Origin of the sequence: Bradyrhizobium manausense (assembly GCF_001440035.1) — a bacterium.
Taxonomy (GTDB): Bacteria; Pseudomonadota; Alphaproteobacteria; order Rhizobiales; family Xanthobacteraceae; genus Bradyrhizobium; species Bradyrhizobium manausense.
In genome coordinates, this window is the sequence record NZ_LJYG01000112.1 from 152488 (window position 1) to 169677 (window position 17190).

Sequence of the window (17190 nt, forward strand, 5' to 3'; positions counted from 1 at the left end):
CCGCGGGCTTGGGCGCAGCCGGTTCGGCCGGCTTGGCGGCCGCCGGCGGAGCCGGCGTCACCTGCGGCACCGGATCGGGGCGCAACGCCGGCGTCTCGCTGGCGCTCGGCTCGACCTTGGCGCTCTCAGGCCTGGTCTCTGCCGGCTTCTCGGCGGGCTTGCCGCTGTCGGGCTTGGACTCGGTATCGACCTTGGCGCTCTCGCTCTTTGGCTCGGTCTTCGGTTCAGTTTTGGGTTCGGTCTTGGCATCGACCTTCGGCGCGGCGGCGTCTTCCGTCTCCGGTTTGGCGCGCTTGCTCATGCGCTTGCCCTTGCGGCCCTCCCGCGGTTGTTCGGCGGCGGCCTCGGGCTTCGCGCCTTCCTTGGTGCCTTCCTTGGTGCCTTCCTTGGCACCTTCCTCGCTCGGCCGCGCCGCGCGCTTCTGGCGGCCCTCAGGCGCCGGGGTAGAAGCGCCCTCGCCTTCCGGCTTGGCGGCTTCCTGACGCTGCCGTCGGCCCTGATGCTCAGGCGACTGTCCAGGGGGCGTGTTGGCGTCCTTCTCCTTCGAGGCGTCCTTCTTGTCCTTGCCGCCGTCCTTGGATTGATAGCGGGCGTCGGTGGCACCGTTGGAGACGAGGTAGGAGGCCAGCACGCCGGCCATGTCGGGGCTGGTGGTGTAGTGTTGACGCAGGAAGCCCGGCAGCGAGCCCGGCGCCACCGTCTTCAACAGCCCCCGCGGGCTCTTGTGGCAGGCATTGCAAGTCTGCGCGAAGATCTGGGATGGGGCCTTGCCGGCCTCGAGGTTCGTCGCCTGCGCCAGAACGGCATCGGAGGCGCCGAAGCCAATCAGAAACAGCACCGTGGCGAGGCTGAGCGCTCGGCTCGACATTCCCATCATCTCCATTGAAATCCGACAGATACGGCCGGCCCCCGGCGCGGCGGCGGTCACCTTTTAGCCGATTGCGCTGCGAATGGAAGCAGGCTGCGGCGCAAGGTTGGGGTTAAGCGCCTTAGGAATATCTGCCGTGAACATGACGCAATGGCGGGACCCAAACGCCCTCCCCAGATTTAGATGCAAACGCATAGGAACCCGAGCGGGACCTGAGCGTCAGAATTGAAAGGCCGGGTTAGTCGCATCTCTTGTCCGCTCGAGAGGAAGGTGTGGATGGACCGCTTGTTGCGTAGCTTCCTGTCGCAATTCATTCGCCGGGGGTCGCTGACGGTGACCACGGCAAATGGATCGAAATTCACGGTCGGCGGCGGCACGGGCAATCCGATTGCCGTGCGCTTCGTGACATCAGACGCAGAGCGAAAGATCCTCATCAATCCCGAACTCGGGCTTGGCGAGGCCTATATGAACGGGGAATTCCTCGTCGAGCGCGGCAACATCGCCGATGTCCTCGCCATCCTGCTCGATCAACCCGAACTGTTGCCTCACTGGGCAAAACCCTGGTGGCACCTGCGCTATCTCGTCCGACATATCAGACAGTTCAATGCGCGGGCGCGCTCGCGCCGCAATGTCGCGCATCATTACGATCTCGACGCGCGGCTTTATTCGCTCTTCCTCGACGCCGACAAGCAATATAGCTGCGCCTATTTCGAGACGCCGGACGCCACGCTCGACGACGCGCAGCTCGCCAAGAAGCGGCATGTCAGCGCAAAGCTGCTGGTCAGACCCGGCCAGCGCGTGCTCGACATCGGATCGGGCTGGGGCGGGCTCGGCCTCTATCTGGCCGAGATCGCAGGCGCCGACGTGACCGGCGTGACGCTGTCAACGGAGCAGTTGCAGATTGCCAATACGCGCGCCGCCGAGAAGGGTCTGACGCATCGGGCGCGCTTCCTGCTTCAGGACTATCGCGACATCCCGGGGCCATTCGACCGCATCGTGTCGGTCGGCATGTTCGAGCATGTCGGGGCAAGGTTCTACGAAACTTATTTCCAGCGCTGCGCCGAGCTGCTCAGCGATGACGGCGTCATGTTGCTGCATTCGATCGGCCGCTCGCAGGGACCGGATTCGACCAATCCCTGGATTGCCAAATACATCTTCCCCGGCGGCTACATCCCCTCACTCTCGGAGGTGCTGCCCGCGATCGAGAACGCCGGGCTATTGGTCTGCGACATCGAGATCCTGCGGCTGCACTACGCCGAGACGCTGAAGGCCTGGCGGGAGCGCTTCATGGCGCGGCGCGAGGAAGCCGTGCAGCTATACGACGAGCGCTTCGCGCTGATGTGGGAATTTTATCTCGCAGCCAGCGAGATGACCTTTCGCAAGCAGGGCATGATGAACTTCCAGATCCAGCTGACCAAGCACCAGGGCGTGGTGCCGATGACCCGCGACTATATCGCCCACGAGGAAGCCCGGCTGCGCGCCCTCGAGGGCGGCGCCAAGCCGAAGTTGAGGCTCGCTGGTGAATAGGTTCTAGTGACGCAGGGTCGAGATCTGGGAGGCGCGGTAAGAGGCTGCCAACGCCAATTGCGCCCTCAGCTCGACGATGATCTCAGGTGCGACCGGCTGGCGCCGGATCTCCGGCCGCTCGGCGTGCTGCATGGCGGCGATCAGCCCGGTCAGCCACAGCCGGCTGCCTGTCTCGCTTCGCCAATCCTGGTGCTGCCGTTCTGGCGGCATCGCTTGCCTCGTTTCCCGTGAGGGGTTCGGGATAATCCCCGGCCCACCCGCCTGTTCCCTGCCTACCCCCGAAAGAATCCGGAGAGGTGTGATCTGCTTCACATTCCCGAGGTCGGAGCTGGCCTAGACCGTCACCATGAGAAAGCAGACCCAAACCTCATTCGACGTCCAGCACGATCTCCGCACCGACTACGCCCTGATCGCGACCGGCGTCGGCGCGGCCCTGGTGGCGCTGGTTTATCTCCTGCTGGTCTGATCCCGCGCCGGAAAGCGCCCGCGCACCGCTTCGCGCGCTTTCAAATAGGTCTGCACCTCAATTCATTAGGTTCACCCTATCCGGATTTTTCCGTGGCGTGGTCGCGGCCGCTTCCGGTCCGGCCTTGAGTTCCGTGAAAATCCGTCAAGCGCGGCGAATGAAGAGGCCGCCAATCATCCACCGCTTTTAAGATCGGTTGATAGTGACGAAGTTTTAGCTTCCGCTTTGGCCTGGAGCGGCGCTTTATCCCGGCCCCGCATCCGCCGCAGAAACTTGCTATCGCTCGACCATGGCCCTGACTGATTCGAACGTCCTCAAACTTGCGCCCGAGCCCGGAACGCCAGCCTATCGGAGCGCGCCGCACAATATCGAGGCGGAACAGAGCCTTCTGGGCGCGATCCTGGTCAACAACGACGCCTTCTACCGGGTCTCCGACTTCCTGGAGGCGAAGCATTTCTTCGAGCCGTTGCACCAGACCATTTTCGAGACCGCCGGCAGCCTGATTCGGATGGGTAAGATCGCCACGCCCGTCACGCTGAAGACGTTCCTGCCCGCGGACACCGACGTCGGCGGCATGACCATCGGCCAATATCTGGCGCGGCTTGCGGCCGAAGCGACCACCATCATCAACGCCCAGGATTATGGGCGCACGGTCTACGACCTTTCCTTGCGCCGCGACCTGATCGGCATCGGCGAGGACATGGTCAATGTCGCCTATGATGCCCCGGTCGACTTCCAGCCGCGAGCCCAGATCGAGGACGCCGAGCGAAAGCTCTACGAGCTTGCCGAGTCCGGCCGCTACGACGGCGGCTTCCAGAAATTCTCGCAGGCGCTCGCGGTCGCGGTCGACCTCGCGGCCAAGGCGTTCCAGCGCGACGGAAAGCTGTCCGGCATCTCGACGGGCATGCGCGACCTCGACACCAAGATGGGCGGATTGCAGCAATCCGACCTCATCATCGTCGCGGGCCGTCCCGGCATGGGCAAGACCTCGCTGGCGACCAACATCGCCTACAACGTCGCCAAGGCCTACGTTCCGGAGCTCCAGGCCGACGGCACCACCAAGGCCGCCAATGGCGGCGTCATCGGATTCTTCTCCTGCGAAATGTCGGCCGACCAGCTCGCCACGCGTATCGTGGCCGAGCGCACCGGCGTTCCCTCCTCCCACATCCGCCGCGGCGGCATCTCGGAAGCCGATTTCGAGAAGATCCGGGAGGTCTCGATCGAGCTGCAATCGCTGCCGTTCTATGTCGACGCGACCGGTGGCCTGTCGATCGCGCAGCTGATGGCGCGCGCGCGCCGGCTGAAGCGGCAGAAGGGCCTCGACCTGCTCGTGATCGACTACATCCAGCTGCTGTCAGGCTCGAGCAAGCGCGCCAGCGACAGTCGCGTGCAGGAAATCACGGAGATCACGACCAGCCTGAAGGCACTCGCCAAGGAACTCAATGTTCCCGTCATCGCGCTGTCCCAGCTCTCACGCCAGGTCGAATCCCGCGACGACAAACGGCCGCAGCTCTCGGATTTGCGTGAATCCGGATCAATCGAACAGGACGCCGACGTCGTCCTGTTCGTGTACCGCGAGGAATATTACCTCGCGATGAAGGAGCCCCGCCCCGGCACGCCGGAACACGAGAAGTGGCAGCTCGACATGAGCCTTGCGCACGGAAAAGCCGAGGTCATCATCGGCAAGCAGCGCCACGGCCCGACCGGCACCGTCGATTTGGCGTTCGAAGCTTCGGTCACGAGGTTCGGCGATCTTGCCCCGGACAGTCAGGTGCCGGCTCGCGGCGGCGACGACTACTGAGTTCCTTGAACCGGCAGAGTTCCTTGAACAGTATCTGCCTCTTCGCGTAAAACGACGCCATGACAATGGTGTCCGACCCGAACATGATCCCGCAATCCGGCCTTCTCTCCGCGGAGGCCGATCAGGCTGCCGCGCTCGCTGCCTATGGCGGCGTGCTCACCATCGACCTCGACGCCATCGTCGCCAACTGGCGCAAGCTCGAGAAGACGGCGGTACCGGCCGAGTGCTCCGCGGTGATCAAGGCCGACGCCTATGGCTGCGGCACCGCGCAGGTGGCGCAGGCGCTCAACAGGGCCGGCTGCAAGACCTTCTTCGTCGCCACCATCGAGGAGGCCCGCACGGCGCGCGCAGCGGTGCCCGACGCCACCATCTACGTGCTCGGCGGCTATTTCCAGAACACCGGCGAGCACTACGCCAAGATCAATTGCCGTCCCGTCATCGGCGACCTCAACGAGCTCGCCGAATGGGACGTGTTCTGCCGCCGCACCGGCTGGTCCGGCGGCGCCGCCATCCATATCGACACCGGCATGAACCGGCTCGGGCTGACGCTGTCGGAGGCGCAGGCCATCATCCCCCGCATCAATGCCGGCGATCACGGCATCACGCTGGTGATGAGCCATCTGGTGTCGGCCGAGCAGCTCAACAATACGATCAACGCAAAACAGCTCGCGGCCTTCCGCGCGATCGCCAGCGAATTCTCCGGCGTGCCGGCGGCGCTCGCCAATTCCTCCGGCATCTTCCTCGGCGCGCCGTTCCAGTTCGACCTGGTGCGGCCGGGCGCCGCGCTCTACGGCGTCAATCCGACACCGGAGGCCGACAATCCGATGCAGCCGGTCGTCGACCTCAAGGCGCGCATCGTGCAGACCCGCTCGATCGAGCGCGGTGAGACCGTCGGCTATGGCGGCACCTGGTCGGCACGGCGGCCGACGAAACTCGCGATCATCGCGGTGGGCTATGCCGACGGCTATTTCCGCGCCGCCAGCTCCAATGACGGCACGCGCGGCGCGGAGGTGATCGTCGCCGGCAAGCGCTGCCCGGTCGCGGGGCGCATCTCGATGGACCTGATCGCGATCGACATCACCGATCTGCCGCCGAACGCAGCGCGCCGCGGCCATATGGTGACGCTGATCGGAGAGGGCATCACCGTCGACGAGCTCGCCCATCATTTCGGCACGATCGGCTATGAGGTGCTGACCAGCCTCGGACGCCGCTACGCCCGCGTCTACAAGGGCGGCAAAGTGGTCGAGCCGCTGGTGAAGCCGGAGCCCGCGAAGGCGGCCGAGCAGCCGCCCTCCCCGCCGCCGCTTGAGCAGCCGGCAAGCCCGCCGCCACTGCCGAGCTGAGGCGTCAGCCGCTTACTTCTTCTTCCTGCTGTCCAGTGCGGCCTTGCAAGTCGTGCTGAGCTGATCGCGCTTGCCATTGAGGCAGGCCACGATGCCGCCGCCGGGCGCGATGCCGGCGCAGAATTTGTCGTAGTCCGCCTTGCATGCGCCGCGCGTATCGGCCGATTGTGCCGAAGTGGCGCCGGAGAGTGCGACGACGAATGCGATGGCGGCAAAGCTCAACTTGGACATTGTATCTCCGGTGACGGAATTCAGGAGCCGGTAGCTCTACATGAAGATTGCGACATTCAACATCAACAACATCAATCGCCGCCTGCCCAATCTGCTCGCATGGATGCGCGCGGCAAAGCCCGATGTCGTCGCGCTTCAGGAATTGAAGGCAAGTGATGGCGAATTTCCGGCGGAAGCGATCGAAAAAGCCGGCTACGGCGCAGTTTGGCGTGGACAAAAGACCTGGAACGGCGTCGCCATCCTCGCCCGCAACACCGAGCCCGTGCTGACGCGCGACCGCCTGCCGGGACGACCTGATGATCACGAGGCGCGCTACATCGAGGCTGCCGTGCGCGGCATCATCGTCACCAGCATCTACCTGCCGAACGGCAATCCGCAGCCGGGCCCGAAATTCGACTACAAGCTCGACTGGTTCGCGCGGCTGAGGCGCCACGCCAAGACCTTCCTCAAGCAGGATCTGCCCGTGGTGCTCGCCGGCGACTACAATGTCGCGCCCACCGAGATCGACATCTATCCGACGCGCTCATGGGACAAGGATGCGCTGGTCCAGCCGGAGAGCCGCGCGGCCTTCGCCTCGCTGGTCGAACAGGGCTGGTGCGATGCAATCCGCGAGCTGCATGGGGAGGAGCGCATCTACAGCTTCTGGGACTACAAGCGGAACCGCTGGCCGCGCGATGCGGGCCTGCGGCTCGATCATCTGCTGCTGAGCCCTGCCCTCGTCCCACGCCTGGCCAAGGCCGGCGTCGACAAGAAGGTTCGCGGCGAAGAAGGTGCGAGCGATCACGCGCCGGCGTGGGTGGTGCTGAAATAAGCGAGGTGACGCGAACAGCGGTGGATTACGCTACGCTAATCCACCCTACTAAGTCACCGCCCGTAATACTCCTGCACCGTGTCCCACGCCGCCGTCTGCAGCAGCTGCACAGTCTCCGGATCGATCCCCATCGTGTAGGAATTCCCAACCGGCGAACGTCCCGTCAGCGCGGCGAGCGTGACGCAGGCGGCGAGATAGGTGCCGGCCGGGCTCGGATGCCGCCGGTCCGGCGCATAGAGGTTGAGCTCCGGCTGCAGCTTGCGCACGCGCGCGAAAGCGAGGCCCGCAGGAATGACCAGCGCATCATTGGCATTGCCGGCGATGGTATAGGCCTCGGCCAGCCCGTCCGTCATCTCGGGCTTGTCGAGATAGGCCCAGGACATGAACAGCACCGGCCGCATGCCATGGGCGCGGACGATCTCGCTGTCCTTCTTGGCGAAGGTGGTGAAGGCGTCCTTCAGCTGCGGATGGATGGGGCACTGGCTGCAATCCATCATCACGACCGTGTCGTACTGCTTGCCAGGCTTGTTGAAGACGACATTGTTGTCGTCGTCGAAGGAATAGGCGCCGAGGCCTCCCGGCCGCAGCAGATTGTCCATGTCGTGCCAATCGAGGCCGGAGCCGCCGATCGTGACCATGGTGTTGCGATAGGCCATCTTGTCGGTATCGATGGCCCGCTCCATGAGGGAGAGGCGCCCCGGCATACCGTTGTTGTAATAGAAAAAGCTGTTGCCGACGAACAGCGTGGCCTTGGGAAAGTTCGGCCCGAGCGTCGTGACCTTCGGCTTGGTCTGCGCTTGCGCATTGAAGCCGGCCGCAACGGCCAAGCACATTGCGAGCATCACTCGCGCCGAAAGACGCTTCATGGCTTCCTCCCTTGTCTTTGGCCCGGAACCAAATCAGCTTTCCCAGCCAGCCTCAAGGGGACGGGCGTGCGGGCAGATATGCGTGCTGCGCGCCACCCAACAAAGTCATGAAAACAACCCCATGCACAGTAGGCGGCTCGGCTGAATCCAAGCCCTACTGTTATTCCGAAATTACGTTTGACTTGTCGGGCAAAACACTGGCAGAATGCCATCATGGACGAACTCCCCGTGCGCTGCGAGCAGCGTGCCCGATCGGGAATCCGTCGATGTCCCGGTTCCCGGAGCCCGCCCCGTGGCCTTCCTCTTTGTCCTCTGTGTCGGCCTGATCGCAGGCACCATTTCCGGCATCGTCGGCACGGGCTCGTCGATCATGCTGATGCCGGTGCTGGTCTATGCCTACGGGCCGAAGGAGGCCGTGCCGATCATGGCGGTTGCTTCCGTGATGGCGAACTTTTCGCGGATTCTGGCGTGGTGGCGCGAGGTCGATTGGCGGGCCTGCATGGCCTATTCGGTCACGGGCATTCCGGCCGCGATGCTGGGCGCGCGGACGCTGCTCGCCCTGCCCTCGCACGCCGTCGACCTCGCCATCGGCATCTTCCTGATCGCGATGGTTCCGGTGCGGCACTGGCTGGCACGGCACGACCTCAAGGCCAATCTCTGGCACCTCTGCGTCGGCGGCGCGATCATCGGCTATCTCACAGGCATCGTGGTCTCGACCGGTCCGCTCAGCGTGCCCCTGTTCCTGTTCTACGGTCTCTCCAAAGGCGCATTTCTCGCGACCGAAGCCGCCGCCTCGCTCGGGCTCTATTTCGCCAAATCGGTCACGTTCGAGCGCTTCGGCGCGTTGACGCAGGAGGTCTTCATCAAGGGCCTGATCGCAGGTTCCTCGCTGATGGCAGGCGCCTTCGTCGCCAAGCGCTTCGTGCTGCACCTCAAGCCGGAAATGTTTCGCCTGGTGATGGATGCGATCATGATCGCAGCCGGGCTTTCGATGCTCTGGAATGCGACGCGGCCGTAGCGCTCAAACCGCGAACTCGGGCGCGATCGGCGGGCTGTCGACCAGCACGCGACCTTCGACGCCGCGTTCTGCAAGCTGGCGCAGCACCGCATCGAGCGGCTGCGGCTTGTGGAACAGGAAGCCCTGGCCGAGCCTCACGCCCATCTCGCGCATGGCCTGCACCTGCTCGGCCCGCTCGATGCCTTCCGCAACCAAGGTGAGCCCCAGCGTGCCCGCGAGCGAGGCGATGACGCCGACGATGGCCTTGTCCTCGGCGCTTGCAGGGATTTCGTGGATGAACGCCTTGTCGATCTTGACCTTGTCGAGCGGAAAGCGCCTGAGATGCGCAAGCGAGCTGTAGCCCGTGCCGAAATCGTCGAGTGCGATGGTGGCGCCGAGGCGCCGCAGCCGGCGCAACGTGTCGGATGCGCTGGCAATGTTGTTGATCAACGAGCCCTCGGTGATCTCGAGCTCGAGCGACGAGGGCGTGACACCGAACCGCTCGCAAGTCTCGCGCAAGCAGGCGGCGAGCGAATGGTCGGCAAGCTCGGACGGCGGCAAATTGATCGCGATCCGTATCTGCGGCGTGCCGGCAGCCGCAAGGCGTTGCAGCGCACGGCAGGCGTCGGTCAGCACGTAGCGCGTCAGACGGGCATTGTTGCCGCTGCGCTCGATCAGCGGCAGGAATTCACCGGGGTTGATCACGCCGTGCTCCCGGTGACGCCAGCGAATGAGCGCCTCCAGGCCGATGACGTCCTGGGTCTCGAGGTCGACCTGGCTCTGATACCAGACCTCGAACTGTCCCTCGGAGAAGCCGGAGGGAATGGCAAGCTCCAGCTCCCTGCGGCGGCGATAATCGTGTTGAAGCGCTTCATCCAGCACCGCGACAGTGCCGGGCGCCTTGCTCTTGGCGTGGTAGAGCGCGATGTCGGCGAGCGCCGGCAAGTGCGACAATTCGGGATCGCCGGCATGGCGCACGGCCAAGCCGATGCTGGCGCGCGGCACGACCTGCTTGTCATGCAGCATGATCGGCGCGGAGATCGCCTCCAGCAATTGCCGCGCGAAAGCCTGTGCGGCCGCCTCGTTGCTGACTTCAGGGCGAATGACCACGAACTCGTCGCCGCCGAGCCGCGCCACCCAATCCTCCAGCTCGACCGTGCCACGAAGCCGCTCGGAGATATGGATCAGGAACTTGTCGCCGGCATCGTGACCAAAGGTGTCGTTGATGCCCTTGAAGTCGTCGAGATCGATGAAGCTGAAAGCGATCAGCGCGTCCGGCGAGCCGGCATCCCTGCTCAAGGTCGCCAGACGCTCGGATAGCGAGCGACGGTTGGGCAGCCCCGTGAGCGGATCGTGATCGGCCATATGGCCGAGCCGGTCGAGCGCGCTGGATGTCGTGTGCTGCATCGCGTTGAAGGCAATCGCGAGCTGGCCGAATTCGTTGGATGATTTGACGTCGGCCGGATAAGCGCGGCCGTCCTGCTTGCTGCGCTGGATCGCCGACATCATCGCAGCCAGAGGCTTGCCGATGAAGATGTTGGCGGAGATCCGCATCGCGATCACGGTCGCAAGCGTTCCGAGCAGTCCGACGACGAGAAGCAGCCCCAGCCTGCTGCCGGCGCCCATATAGAGGCTCGCGTAGGAATAGGCGATCGCGATGCGACCGGCCTGAACGGCCATGTTGCCGTTGCTGTAGTTGATCGGCCGCGAGACTTCCGCGAGCGCCTGTACCACGGGCCGCGCCACCACACGGGCGACCACGACGCCGGTGTCATCGTAGACCGCGGCAGCGGCGATGGTCTCGTCGTGCATGATCTCGTTGAGCACGCCCGTGACCTGGTCGTAGCGCATCTTCCACAGCGGCTCGGCGATCAGCTCGGCGCGGCTCTCGGCGACGCGGGCAATGCGGGCATCGAGTTGCCTGATCTGCACCCAGAAGCTCGAGACCTCGACGCCGGCCGAAGCGAGCAGCTGCACCAGCAGCAGCACGGGCACGGTCGCCCAGATCATCGCGCGAACGACCGAGCGCGATGGTGCGGGCTTGTTCGAACCGTTCATCCGGTCAGCGTCCCGCATCATTCACCGGCGCCGCTGGCGGCGATATCGAGGAGATCAGAGCCTCCACGGAGAAATCGTATTGGCCGCAACGTCCTGCCTTGGCCCTGAACTGCGCAAAGTCAATCTGGTCGAAGGCGCGCGTGGCGATCAGCGTCGCGACGGAGGTGAGATTGTCGCGCGTGATCGCCGACGTCTTGACCTCGATATGCGGCGAATTGGCCGCGAAATCGCAACCGTCGGCAAAGTCGCGCAGCAGCACGATCGACCAGCCGCCAAGCAGGAAGTGGCCGCCATCGGTCAGCAGCAGGCGGCCAGCCTTGATTTGGCGCAGCGCGTCCTCCGACCAGTTGAGGCCGACCACCTGAATTTGTTCGCCCGGCGTAATGCCGGCGGCCGCGACCGCCTTAAGCGCGCCCAGCGCCATCGGGTCGTTGCCTGCCCAGATCCCTGCTGGACGAATGCCCTTGCGCTGCGCCCAGCCGAGATAATTCGCAGCGGCCTGCTCCGCCTCCGACTGCGTCCAGTTGGCGAACAGCATCCGATCCAGCACCACGTCGGGCGCGGCCGCGACCGCGAGCTGCAGGCCAGCATTGCGGGCGATCGACGCCGGCGTGATTTCGTCGCCGCCGATCGCGAGCAGATGGATCTTGCCGTCGGGGCTCTGCCATTTTTCGTTGCGGGCCGCGCCGATCAGTGCGTTGGCCATCCGCGCGCCCGCGGTCGTCAGATCGGTCGTGATATCGCCGAGCCAATTCTTGAGAATCTGGCGCGGCGGTCCAAGACGTTTCGCATCCTCGCCGATCAACGAGTTCGACAGCAACAGCGTCTTGATGCCCGCGGCTTCGGCGGCCTCCAGGATCGGAACGGCGGCAGACTCTTCGTTCGAGAGAATGAGGAAGTCGGGCTTATCGGCGCGCGCGACCACGCCGAGGCCGAGCTCCTGCATGGTGCGGTAATTGCGCTCGCTGGTCAGCACCTCGACCTTGGCGTTAAGCTTGCGGCCGGCGGCCTGCATGGTCTGCGCGACCATGTCCCAATAGATCTCGCCGATCTTGCCGGGGCTTACGAAGACGATGTTGAGCGGTGTGGCATCGGCCGCAACAGCGTAGCCGCCGGGCGCAAGAACACCGCAGGCGATGCTCATAGCGAGCCATATACGCAAGATTATCGTCATTCGTTCCGCCACCCCGTCTTGGTTCCGACGCTGGACCCGCGTCCGCTAACATTTGGCAAAGTCCGGCGTGACGCGTCGGTGTAGAGCTAACAAAGGGTGTATCGGCTGCGCGGAATTCGGCTCAAGCGCGATGGGATTGGGTTGAATCGTCATCACGCTTTAGCTCTTTGTTTGAGCATGAGCTCCGCGCAAACGCGTTTCCGCTGATGTCGCGAGGGAAAACCGCTTCACACTTTTCCGGATCATGCTCTATTGGAAGCGCTCACGGACGCCCGCGCTACCCACCGTTCCGTGCTATCAGCGCATTGGTAACCTCCGACTCACCATACCCATGGCCAAGAACACGCTTTCCTTCGTCTGCCAGAACTGCGGCGCGGCCTATAATCGCTGGCAGGGCAAGTGCGAGTCCTGCGGCGAGTGGAATACGCTGGCCGAGGAAGATACCAGCGGCAGCGTGCCGGTCTCGATCCGTTCCAAGCGCAAGGGCCGGACCTTTGCGCTGGAGAGCCTGGCCGGCAAAAGCCCGGACGCGCCGCGCATGTCGTCGGGCATGACAGAACTCGACCGCGTCACCGGCGGCGGCTTCGTCCGCGGCTCGGTGCTGCTGGTCGGCGGCGATCCCGGCATCGGCAAATCGACGCTGCTGACGCAGGCGACCAGCATGATGGCGCGCGCCGGCCACCGCATCGTCTATATCTCCGGCGAGGAAGCCATCGCCCAGGTGCGGCTGCGCGCCGAGCGGCTCGGTCTGTCGGATGCGCCGGTGCAGCTTGCGGCCGAGACCTCGGTGGAAGATATCGTCTCGACATTGTCCGAAGGCACGGTGCCGCGGCTGATCGTGATCGACTCGATCCAGACCATGTGGACCGATACGGTGGAATCCGCCCCCGGCACGGTCACGCAGGTGCGCGCGTCGGCGCAGGCGCTCATTCGCTTTGCCAAGAAAACGGGCGCTGCCATCATCCTGGTCGGCCACGTCACCAAGGACGGCCAGATCGCCGGCCCCCGCGTGGTCGAGCACATGGTCGATGCCGTGATGTCGTTCGAGGGGGAAGGTTCGCAGCAATTCCGCATCCTGCGCGCCGTCAAGAACCGCTTCGGCCCGACCGACGAGATCGGCGTGTTCGAGATGACGGGCCTTGGCCTGCGCGAGGTCACCAACCCCTCCGAGCTGTTCCTGTCCGAGCGCGATCTCGGCACGCCCGGCACCGCAGTCTTTGCGGGCATCGAGGGCACGCGGCCCGTCCTGGTCGAATTGCAGGCACTGGTCGCGCCGACCTCGCTCGGTACCCCACGCCGTGCCGTGGTCGGCTGGGACCAGAGCCGGCTCTCGATGGTGCTGGCGGTGCTGGAGGCCCATTGCGGGGTCAAGCTGTCCGGCCACGACGTCTATCTGAACGTCGCGGGCGGCCTGCGCATTCACGAGCCGGCAGCCGATATGGCCGCCGCGGCGGCGCTGGTGTCGTCGCTGGTTAATGCGCAGCTACCCACCGATGCCGTTTATTTCGGCGAGATTTCGCTCTCCGGCGTGATCCGCCCGGTGGCGCAGACCCCTGCCAGGCTCAAGGAAGCGGCCAAGCTCGGCTTCAAGCGCGCGGTGCTGCCCGAATCGGCCCGCGGGGGCGAAGCGAGCGGTGACGCCGGATTGACCCTGAACGCGGTCAACAGCCTCACAACCCTGGTTGCAGAAATCGCCGCCAAGGGCTCCCGCCGCGGCGACTCGGCCCCGCCTGCGGAGAAAAATGCCACACCGGCAAGATTCCGCCGCGGAGACGGCTAGCTGGAGGTGACGCCAAGCGCCCCCGCCGCTATACAGCCGTCACAAAAGCAGCATGGGATTGCGTGGTTGCGGCCTTGCCGGGAACGTCGTCTGGCCTTCAGTTTGGGGCGGCGGCCAAACACCGATTCGCTGAGCACCCTTTAGAGCGTACGAGCGGACCAGACCAGCCGATGCCAGTTACACTCCTCGACCTGATCCTGCTCGGCGTGATGCTGATCTCGGGCCTGCTCGCCATGGTCCGCGGCTTCATGCGCGAAATCCTCTCGATCGCGGCCTGGGGCACCGCGGCGATCGTGACGCTGTACTCGTTTTCCAAGCTGCTGCCGACCGCCAAGACCTATTTCAACAACGACACCGTCGCGAGCGTGGTGGTGGTCGCCGGCGTGTTTGTCGGTACCTTGGTCGTGGTCTCCGTCATCACGGTCCGGATCTCCGACATGATCCTGGATTCGCGCATCGGCGCGCTGGATCGCACCCTGGGGTTCCTGTTTGGCCTGGCTCGCGGGCTTTTGATCGTCGTGGTCGCCTTCCTGTTCTTCACCTGGCTGGTGCCGGACAAGCAGCGCCCGGACTGGGTCTCAGGGGCCAAGTCCCGCGTGGTGCTCCAGGGAACCGGGGATTGGCTGATGGCCCTCTTGCCTGACGACCCCGAGAACACCATCTTGAAGAGATTCAAGAAAAACAAACCAGATGATGATCAAGCTGATACCGAGCAGCAGCCTTCGGGCAGTGGCGACGGCTACAGCAAACCGGCTCGTGACAGCCTGAAAAAGCTGATCGAGAAACCTGCGGCGCGTTGATTGCCCTTAACAGAGAGGCGCGGACGAGATGCGACACCCTGACCAGGACGCCCACACTGAACGCGATCCCGGCTCCGCCGCGCTAGAGCTTCAGGACGACCTGGACGGAGACACGGTTCGCGAGGAATGCGGCGTCTTCGGCATCTACGGACATCCTGAAGCCGCCGCCATCACGGCGCTCGGCCTCCACGCCCTCCAGCACCGCGGCCAGGAAGCAGCGGGCATCGTCTCCTACGACGGCAGCCGTTTCCACAGTGAACGGCGCCTCGGTCTCGTCGGCGACACCTTCTCCCGCCGCGAGGTGATCGACCGCCTCCCCGGCACCGTGGCGGTCGGCCACGTCCGCTACGCCACCACCGGCGCCACCATCCTGCGCAACGTGCAGCCGCTGTTCGCCGAGCTCAATGCGGGCGGGCTCGCGGTCGCTCACAATGGCAATCTCTCCAACGGCCTGACGCTGCGCCGCGAACTCGTCAGAAGCGGCGCCATGATGCAGTCGACCTCCGACACCGAGGTGATCCTGCATCTGGTGGCGCGCTCCAGGCGCGCCCGCTTCATCGAGCGCTATATCGATGCGCTGCGCGAGATCGAAGGCGCCTATGCGCTGGTCTCGCTCACCAACAAGAAGCTGGTCGGCGCGCGCGATCCGCGTGGCATCCGCCCGCTGGTGCTGGGCGAGCTCGACGGCTGCCCGATCCTGACGTCCGAGACCTGCGCGCTCGACATCATCGGCGCGCGCTTCGTGCGCGACATCGAGCCCGGCGAAGTCATCGTGTTCGACGAGAACGGCCAGGACATCCACAAGCCGTTCCCGCCGATGGCGCCGCGTCCCTGCATCTTCGAATACATCTACTTCTCGCGTCCTGACTCCGTCGTCCACGGCCGCTCGGTCTACGAGGTGCGCAAGGCCTTTGGCGCCCAGCTCGCGCGCGAGAGCCATGTGCCTGTCGACGTCGTGGTCCCGGTGCCGGATTCCGGCGTGCCCGCGGCGGTCGGCTACAGCCAGCATTCGGGCGTGCCGTTCGAGCTCGGCATCATCCGCAACCACTATGTCGGCCGCACCTTCATCCAGCCGACGCAGGCGATCCGCGAATCCGGCGTGCGCATGAAGCACTCGGCCAACCGCGCCGCGATCGAAGGCAAGCGCATCATCCTGATCGACGACTCCCTGGTGCGCGGCACCACGTCGAAGAAGATCGTGCGCATGATGCGCGATGCCGGCGCCAAGGAAGTGCACTTCCGCCTCGCCTCGCCCCCGATCCTCTACCCTGATTATTACGGCATCGACCTGCCCGACCGCGGCGGCCTGTTGGCCGCGACGCATTCGCTGGAGGAGATGCGCGAGCTGATCGGCGCGGACTCGCTCGCCTTCCTGTCGATCGACGGCATGTACCGCGCCATGGGCGAGCCCGGACGCGACCCCGCCAATCCGAAGTTCGCTGATCACTGCTTCACCGGCGTCTATCCGACCCACCTCACCGACCAGACCCAGACCGAGCCGCAACCGCGGCAGCTGTCGCTGCTGGCGGAGGCGAGCTGACGGCGAAGCCGTCATCCCGGGGCGCGCGATAGCGCGAACTATGGTGCGCAATTGCGCACCTGAGGATCTCGACATTGTTTGGCAACCTCTGGATTCCGGGTTCGATGCTTCGCATCGCCCCGGAATGACAGCGCCCCGGGCTTGTGCCGACCGCCCACCTCTGCAATACCGCCGCCATGACCAAACCCCTCGCCGACCGCATCGCTCTCGTCACCGGCGCCTCGCGCGGCATCGGTTTTGCCACGGCGCTCGCGCTGGCCAAGGCCGGCGCGCATATCGTGGCCACTGCGCGCACGCAAGGCGGGCTCGAGGAGCTCGATGACGAGATCCGCAAAATCGGCGGCAGCGCCACGCTGGTGCCGCTCAACCTGACCGATTCCGACGGCATCGCGCGGCTCGGCGCGGGACTGCACGAGCGCTACGGCAAGCTCGACGTCCTGGTCGGCAATGCCGGCGTGCTCGGCCCCTCCTCGCCGATCGGGCATATCGAGCTGAAGACCTTCAACGACGTCATGGCCGTCAACGTCTCCGCAAACTTCCAGCTGATCCGCTGCATGGAGCCGCTGCTGAAGCAGTCCAATGCGGGGCGCGCCGTGTTCATCACCTCGGGCGCCGCCAACAAGGCGACCGCCTATGTCAGCCCCTACGCCGCCTCCAAGGCCGCCCTGGAGACGCTGGCGCGCGCCTGGGCGCAGGAGACCGCGAACACCGCAATCCGGGTCAATCTGTTCAACCCCGGCCCGATCCGCACCCGCATGCGCGCCACCCTGATGCCGGGCGAGGATCCCGCAACGCTCGACACGCCCGAGCAGGTCGCCGAATTCATCGTTCCGATGTGCGCGCCTGATTGGACCGAGACCGGCAAGTTCTATGACTACAAGACGCGCAGCCTGATGAGCTTCCGCGCGCCGGCCTGACCGACGCATGG

Annotated in this window: 15 protein-coding genes; 9 read left to right on the forward strand and 6 right to left on the reverse strand. The window is 65.0% G+C overall.

Annotated features, from left to right (window positions below; genetic code table 11):
- A partial coding sequence (locus AOQ71_RS37250; RefSeq protein WP_057759019.1) for a hypothetical protein occupies window positions 1-868 on the reverse strand: 868 nt, incomplete at its 3' end.
- A gap of 276 nt (window positions 869-1144) precedes the next feature.
- On the opposite strand from AOQ71_RS37250, the gene AOQ71_RS37255 reads away from it, so the two are divergent.
- A complete protein-coding gene (locus AOQ71_RS37255) occupies window positions 1145-2395 on the forward strand; it encodes a cyclopropane fatty acid synthase (RefSeq protein WP_057757992.1) in 1251 nt (416 codons plus the stop codon).
- Window positions 2396-2398: 3 nt separating this feature from the next.
- Here the strand turns inward: AOQ71_RS37255 and AOQ71_RS37260 are convergent, their stop codons facing one another.
- On the reverse strand, window positions 2399-2605 hold the full coding sequence (locus AOQ71_RS37260) for a hypothetical protein (protein WP_057757994.1): 207 nt from the start codon (window positions 2603-2605) through the stop codon (window positions 2399-2401).
- Window positions 2606-3150: 545 nt separating this feature from the next.
- Here AOQ71_RS37260 and AOQ71_RS37265 point away from each other — a divergent pair.
- Complete coding sequence (locus tag AOQ71_RS37265; RefSeq protein ID WP_057757996.1) at window positions 3151-4662, forward strand: replicative DNA helicase; 1512 nt, start codon at window positions 3151-3153, stop codon at window positions 4660-4662.
- 65 nt (window positions 4663-4727) lie between these two features.
- Window positions 4728-6005, forward strand: coding sequence for an alanine racemase (gene alr / locus AOQ71_RS37270; RefSeq protein WP_057757998.1), 1278 nt, complete (start codon window positions 4728-4730; stop codon window positions 6003-6005).
- Window positions 6006-6017: 12 nt separating this feature from the next.
- On the opposite strand, the gene AOQ71_RS37275 is transcribed toward alr, so the two are convergent.
- On the reverse strand, window positions 6018-6236 hold the full coding sequence (locus AOQ71_RS37275; protein ID WP_057758000.1) for a cysteine rich repeat-containing protein: 219 nt from the start codon (window positions 6234-6236) through the stop codon (window positions 6018-6020).
- A 40-nt stretch (window positions 6237-6276) separates the two neighbouring features.
- Between AOQ71_RS37275 and AOQ71_RS37280 the strand changes: the two genes are divergently transcribed.
- Window positions 6277-7047, forward strand: a complete 771-nt coding sequence (locus AOQ71_RS37280; RefSeq protein ID WP_057758002.1) for an exodeoxyribonuclease III — start codon at window positions 6277-6279, stop codon at window positions 7045-7047.
- Window positions 7048-7100: 53 nt separating this feature from the next.
- Here the strand turns inward: AOQ71_RS37280 and AOQ71_RS37285 are convergent, their stop codons facing one another.
- Window positions 7101-7913: an SGNH/GDSL hydrolase family protein gene (locus AOQ71_RS37285; RefSeq protein ID WP_057758005.1), complete on the reverse strand. Its 813-nt coding sequence runs from the start codon at window positions 7911-7913 to the stop codon at window positions 7101-7103.
- Between the two features lie 292 nt (window positions 7914-8205).
- On the opposite strand from AOQ71_RS37285, the gene AOQ71_RS37290 reads away from it, so the two are divergent.
- Window positions 8206-8931: a sulfite exporter TauE/SafE family protein gene (locus AOQ71_RS37290; RefSeq protein WP_057758007.1), complete on the forward strand. Its 726-nt coding sequence runs from the start codon at window positions 8206-8208 to the stop codon at window positions 8929-8931.
- 3 nt (window positions 8932-8934) lie between these two features.
- On the opposite strand, the gene AOQ71_RS37295 is transcribed toward AOQ71_RS37290, so the two are convergent.
- Together AOQ71_RS37295 and AOQ71_RS37300 are read right to left on the reverse strand one after the other, a co-directional pair.
- Complete coding sequence (locus AOQ71_RS37295) at window positions 8935-10968, reverse strand: putative bifunctional diguanylate cyclase/phosphodiesterase (protein WP_245317356.1); 2034 nt, start codon at window positions 10966-10968, stop codon at window positions 8935-8937.
- A 4-nt stretch (window positions 10969-10972) separates the two neighbouring features.
- The gene (locus AOQ71_RS37300; protein ID WP_057758009.1) at window positions 10973-12142 is read right to left on the reverse strand and encodes an ABC transporter substrate-binding protein; all 1170 of its coding nucleotides are present in this window, start codon (window positions 12140-12142) and stop codon (window positions 10973-10975) included.
- Window positions 12143-12473: 331 nt separating this feature from the next.
- Between AOQ71_RS37300 and radA the strand changes: the two genes are divergently transcribed.
- From radA to AOQ71_RS37320, 4 genes are all read left to right on the forward strand, one after another.
- Window positions 12474-13922, forward strand: a complete 1449-nt coding sequence (radA, locus tag AOQ71_RS37305; RefSeq protein ID WP_057758010.1) for a DNA repair protein RadA — start codon at window positions 12474-12476, stop codon at window positions 13920-13922.
- Window positions 13923-14092: 170 nt separating this feature from the next.
- Complete coding sequence (locus AOQ71_RS37310; protein WP_057758013.1) at window positions 14093-14722, forward strand: CvpA family protein; 630 nt, start codon at window positions 14093-14095, stop codon at window positions 14720-14722.
- A gap of 28 nt (window positions 14723-14750) precedes the next feature.
- The gene (purF, locus tag AOQ71_RS37315) at window positions 14751-16262 is read left to right on the forward strand and encodes an amidophosphoribosyltransferase (protein ID WP_057758015.1); all 1512 of its coding nucleotides are present in this window, start codon (window positions 14751-14753) and stop codon (window positions 16260-16262) included.
- A 176-nt stretch (window positions 16263-16438) separates the two neighbouring features.
- Window positions 16439-17179 carry an SDR family NAD(P)-dependent oxidoreductase gene (locus AOQ71_RS37320; protein WP_057759022.1) on the forward strand — a complete coding sequence of 247 codons (741 nt, stop codon included), beginning with the start codon at window positions 16439-16441 and terminating at the stop codon, window positions 17177-17179.
- Window positions 17180-17190 lie beyond the last annotated feature (11 nt).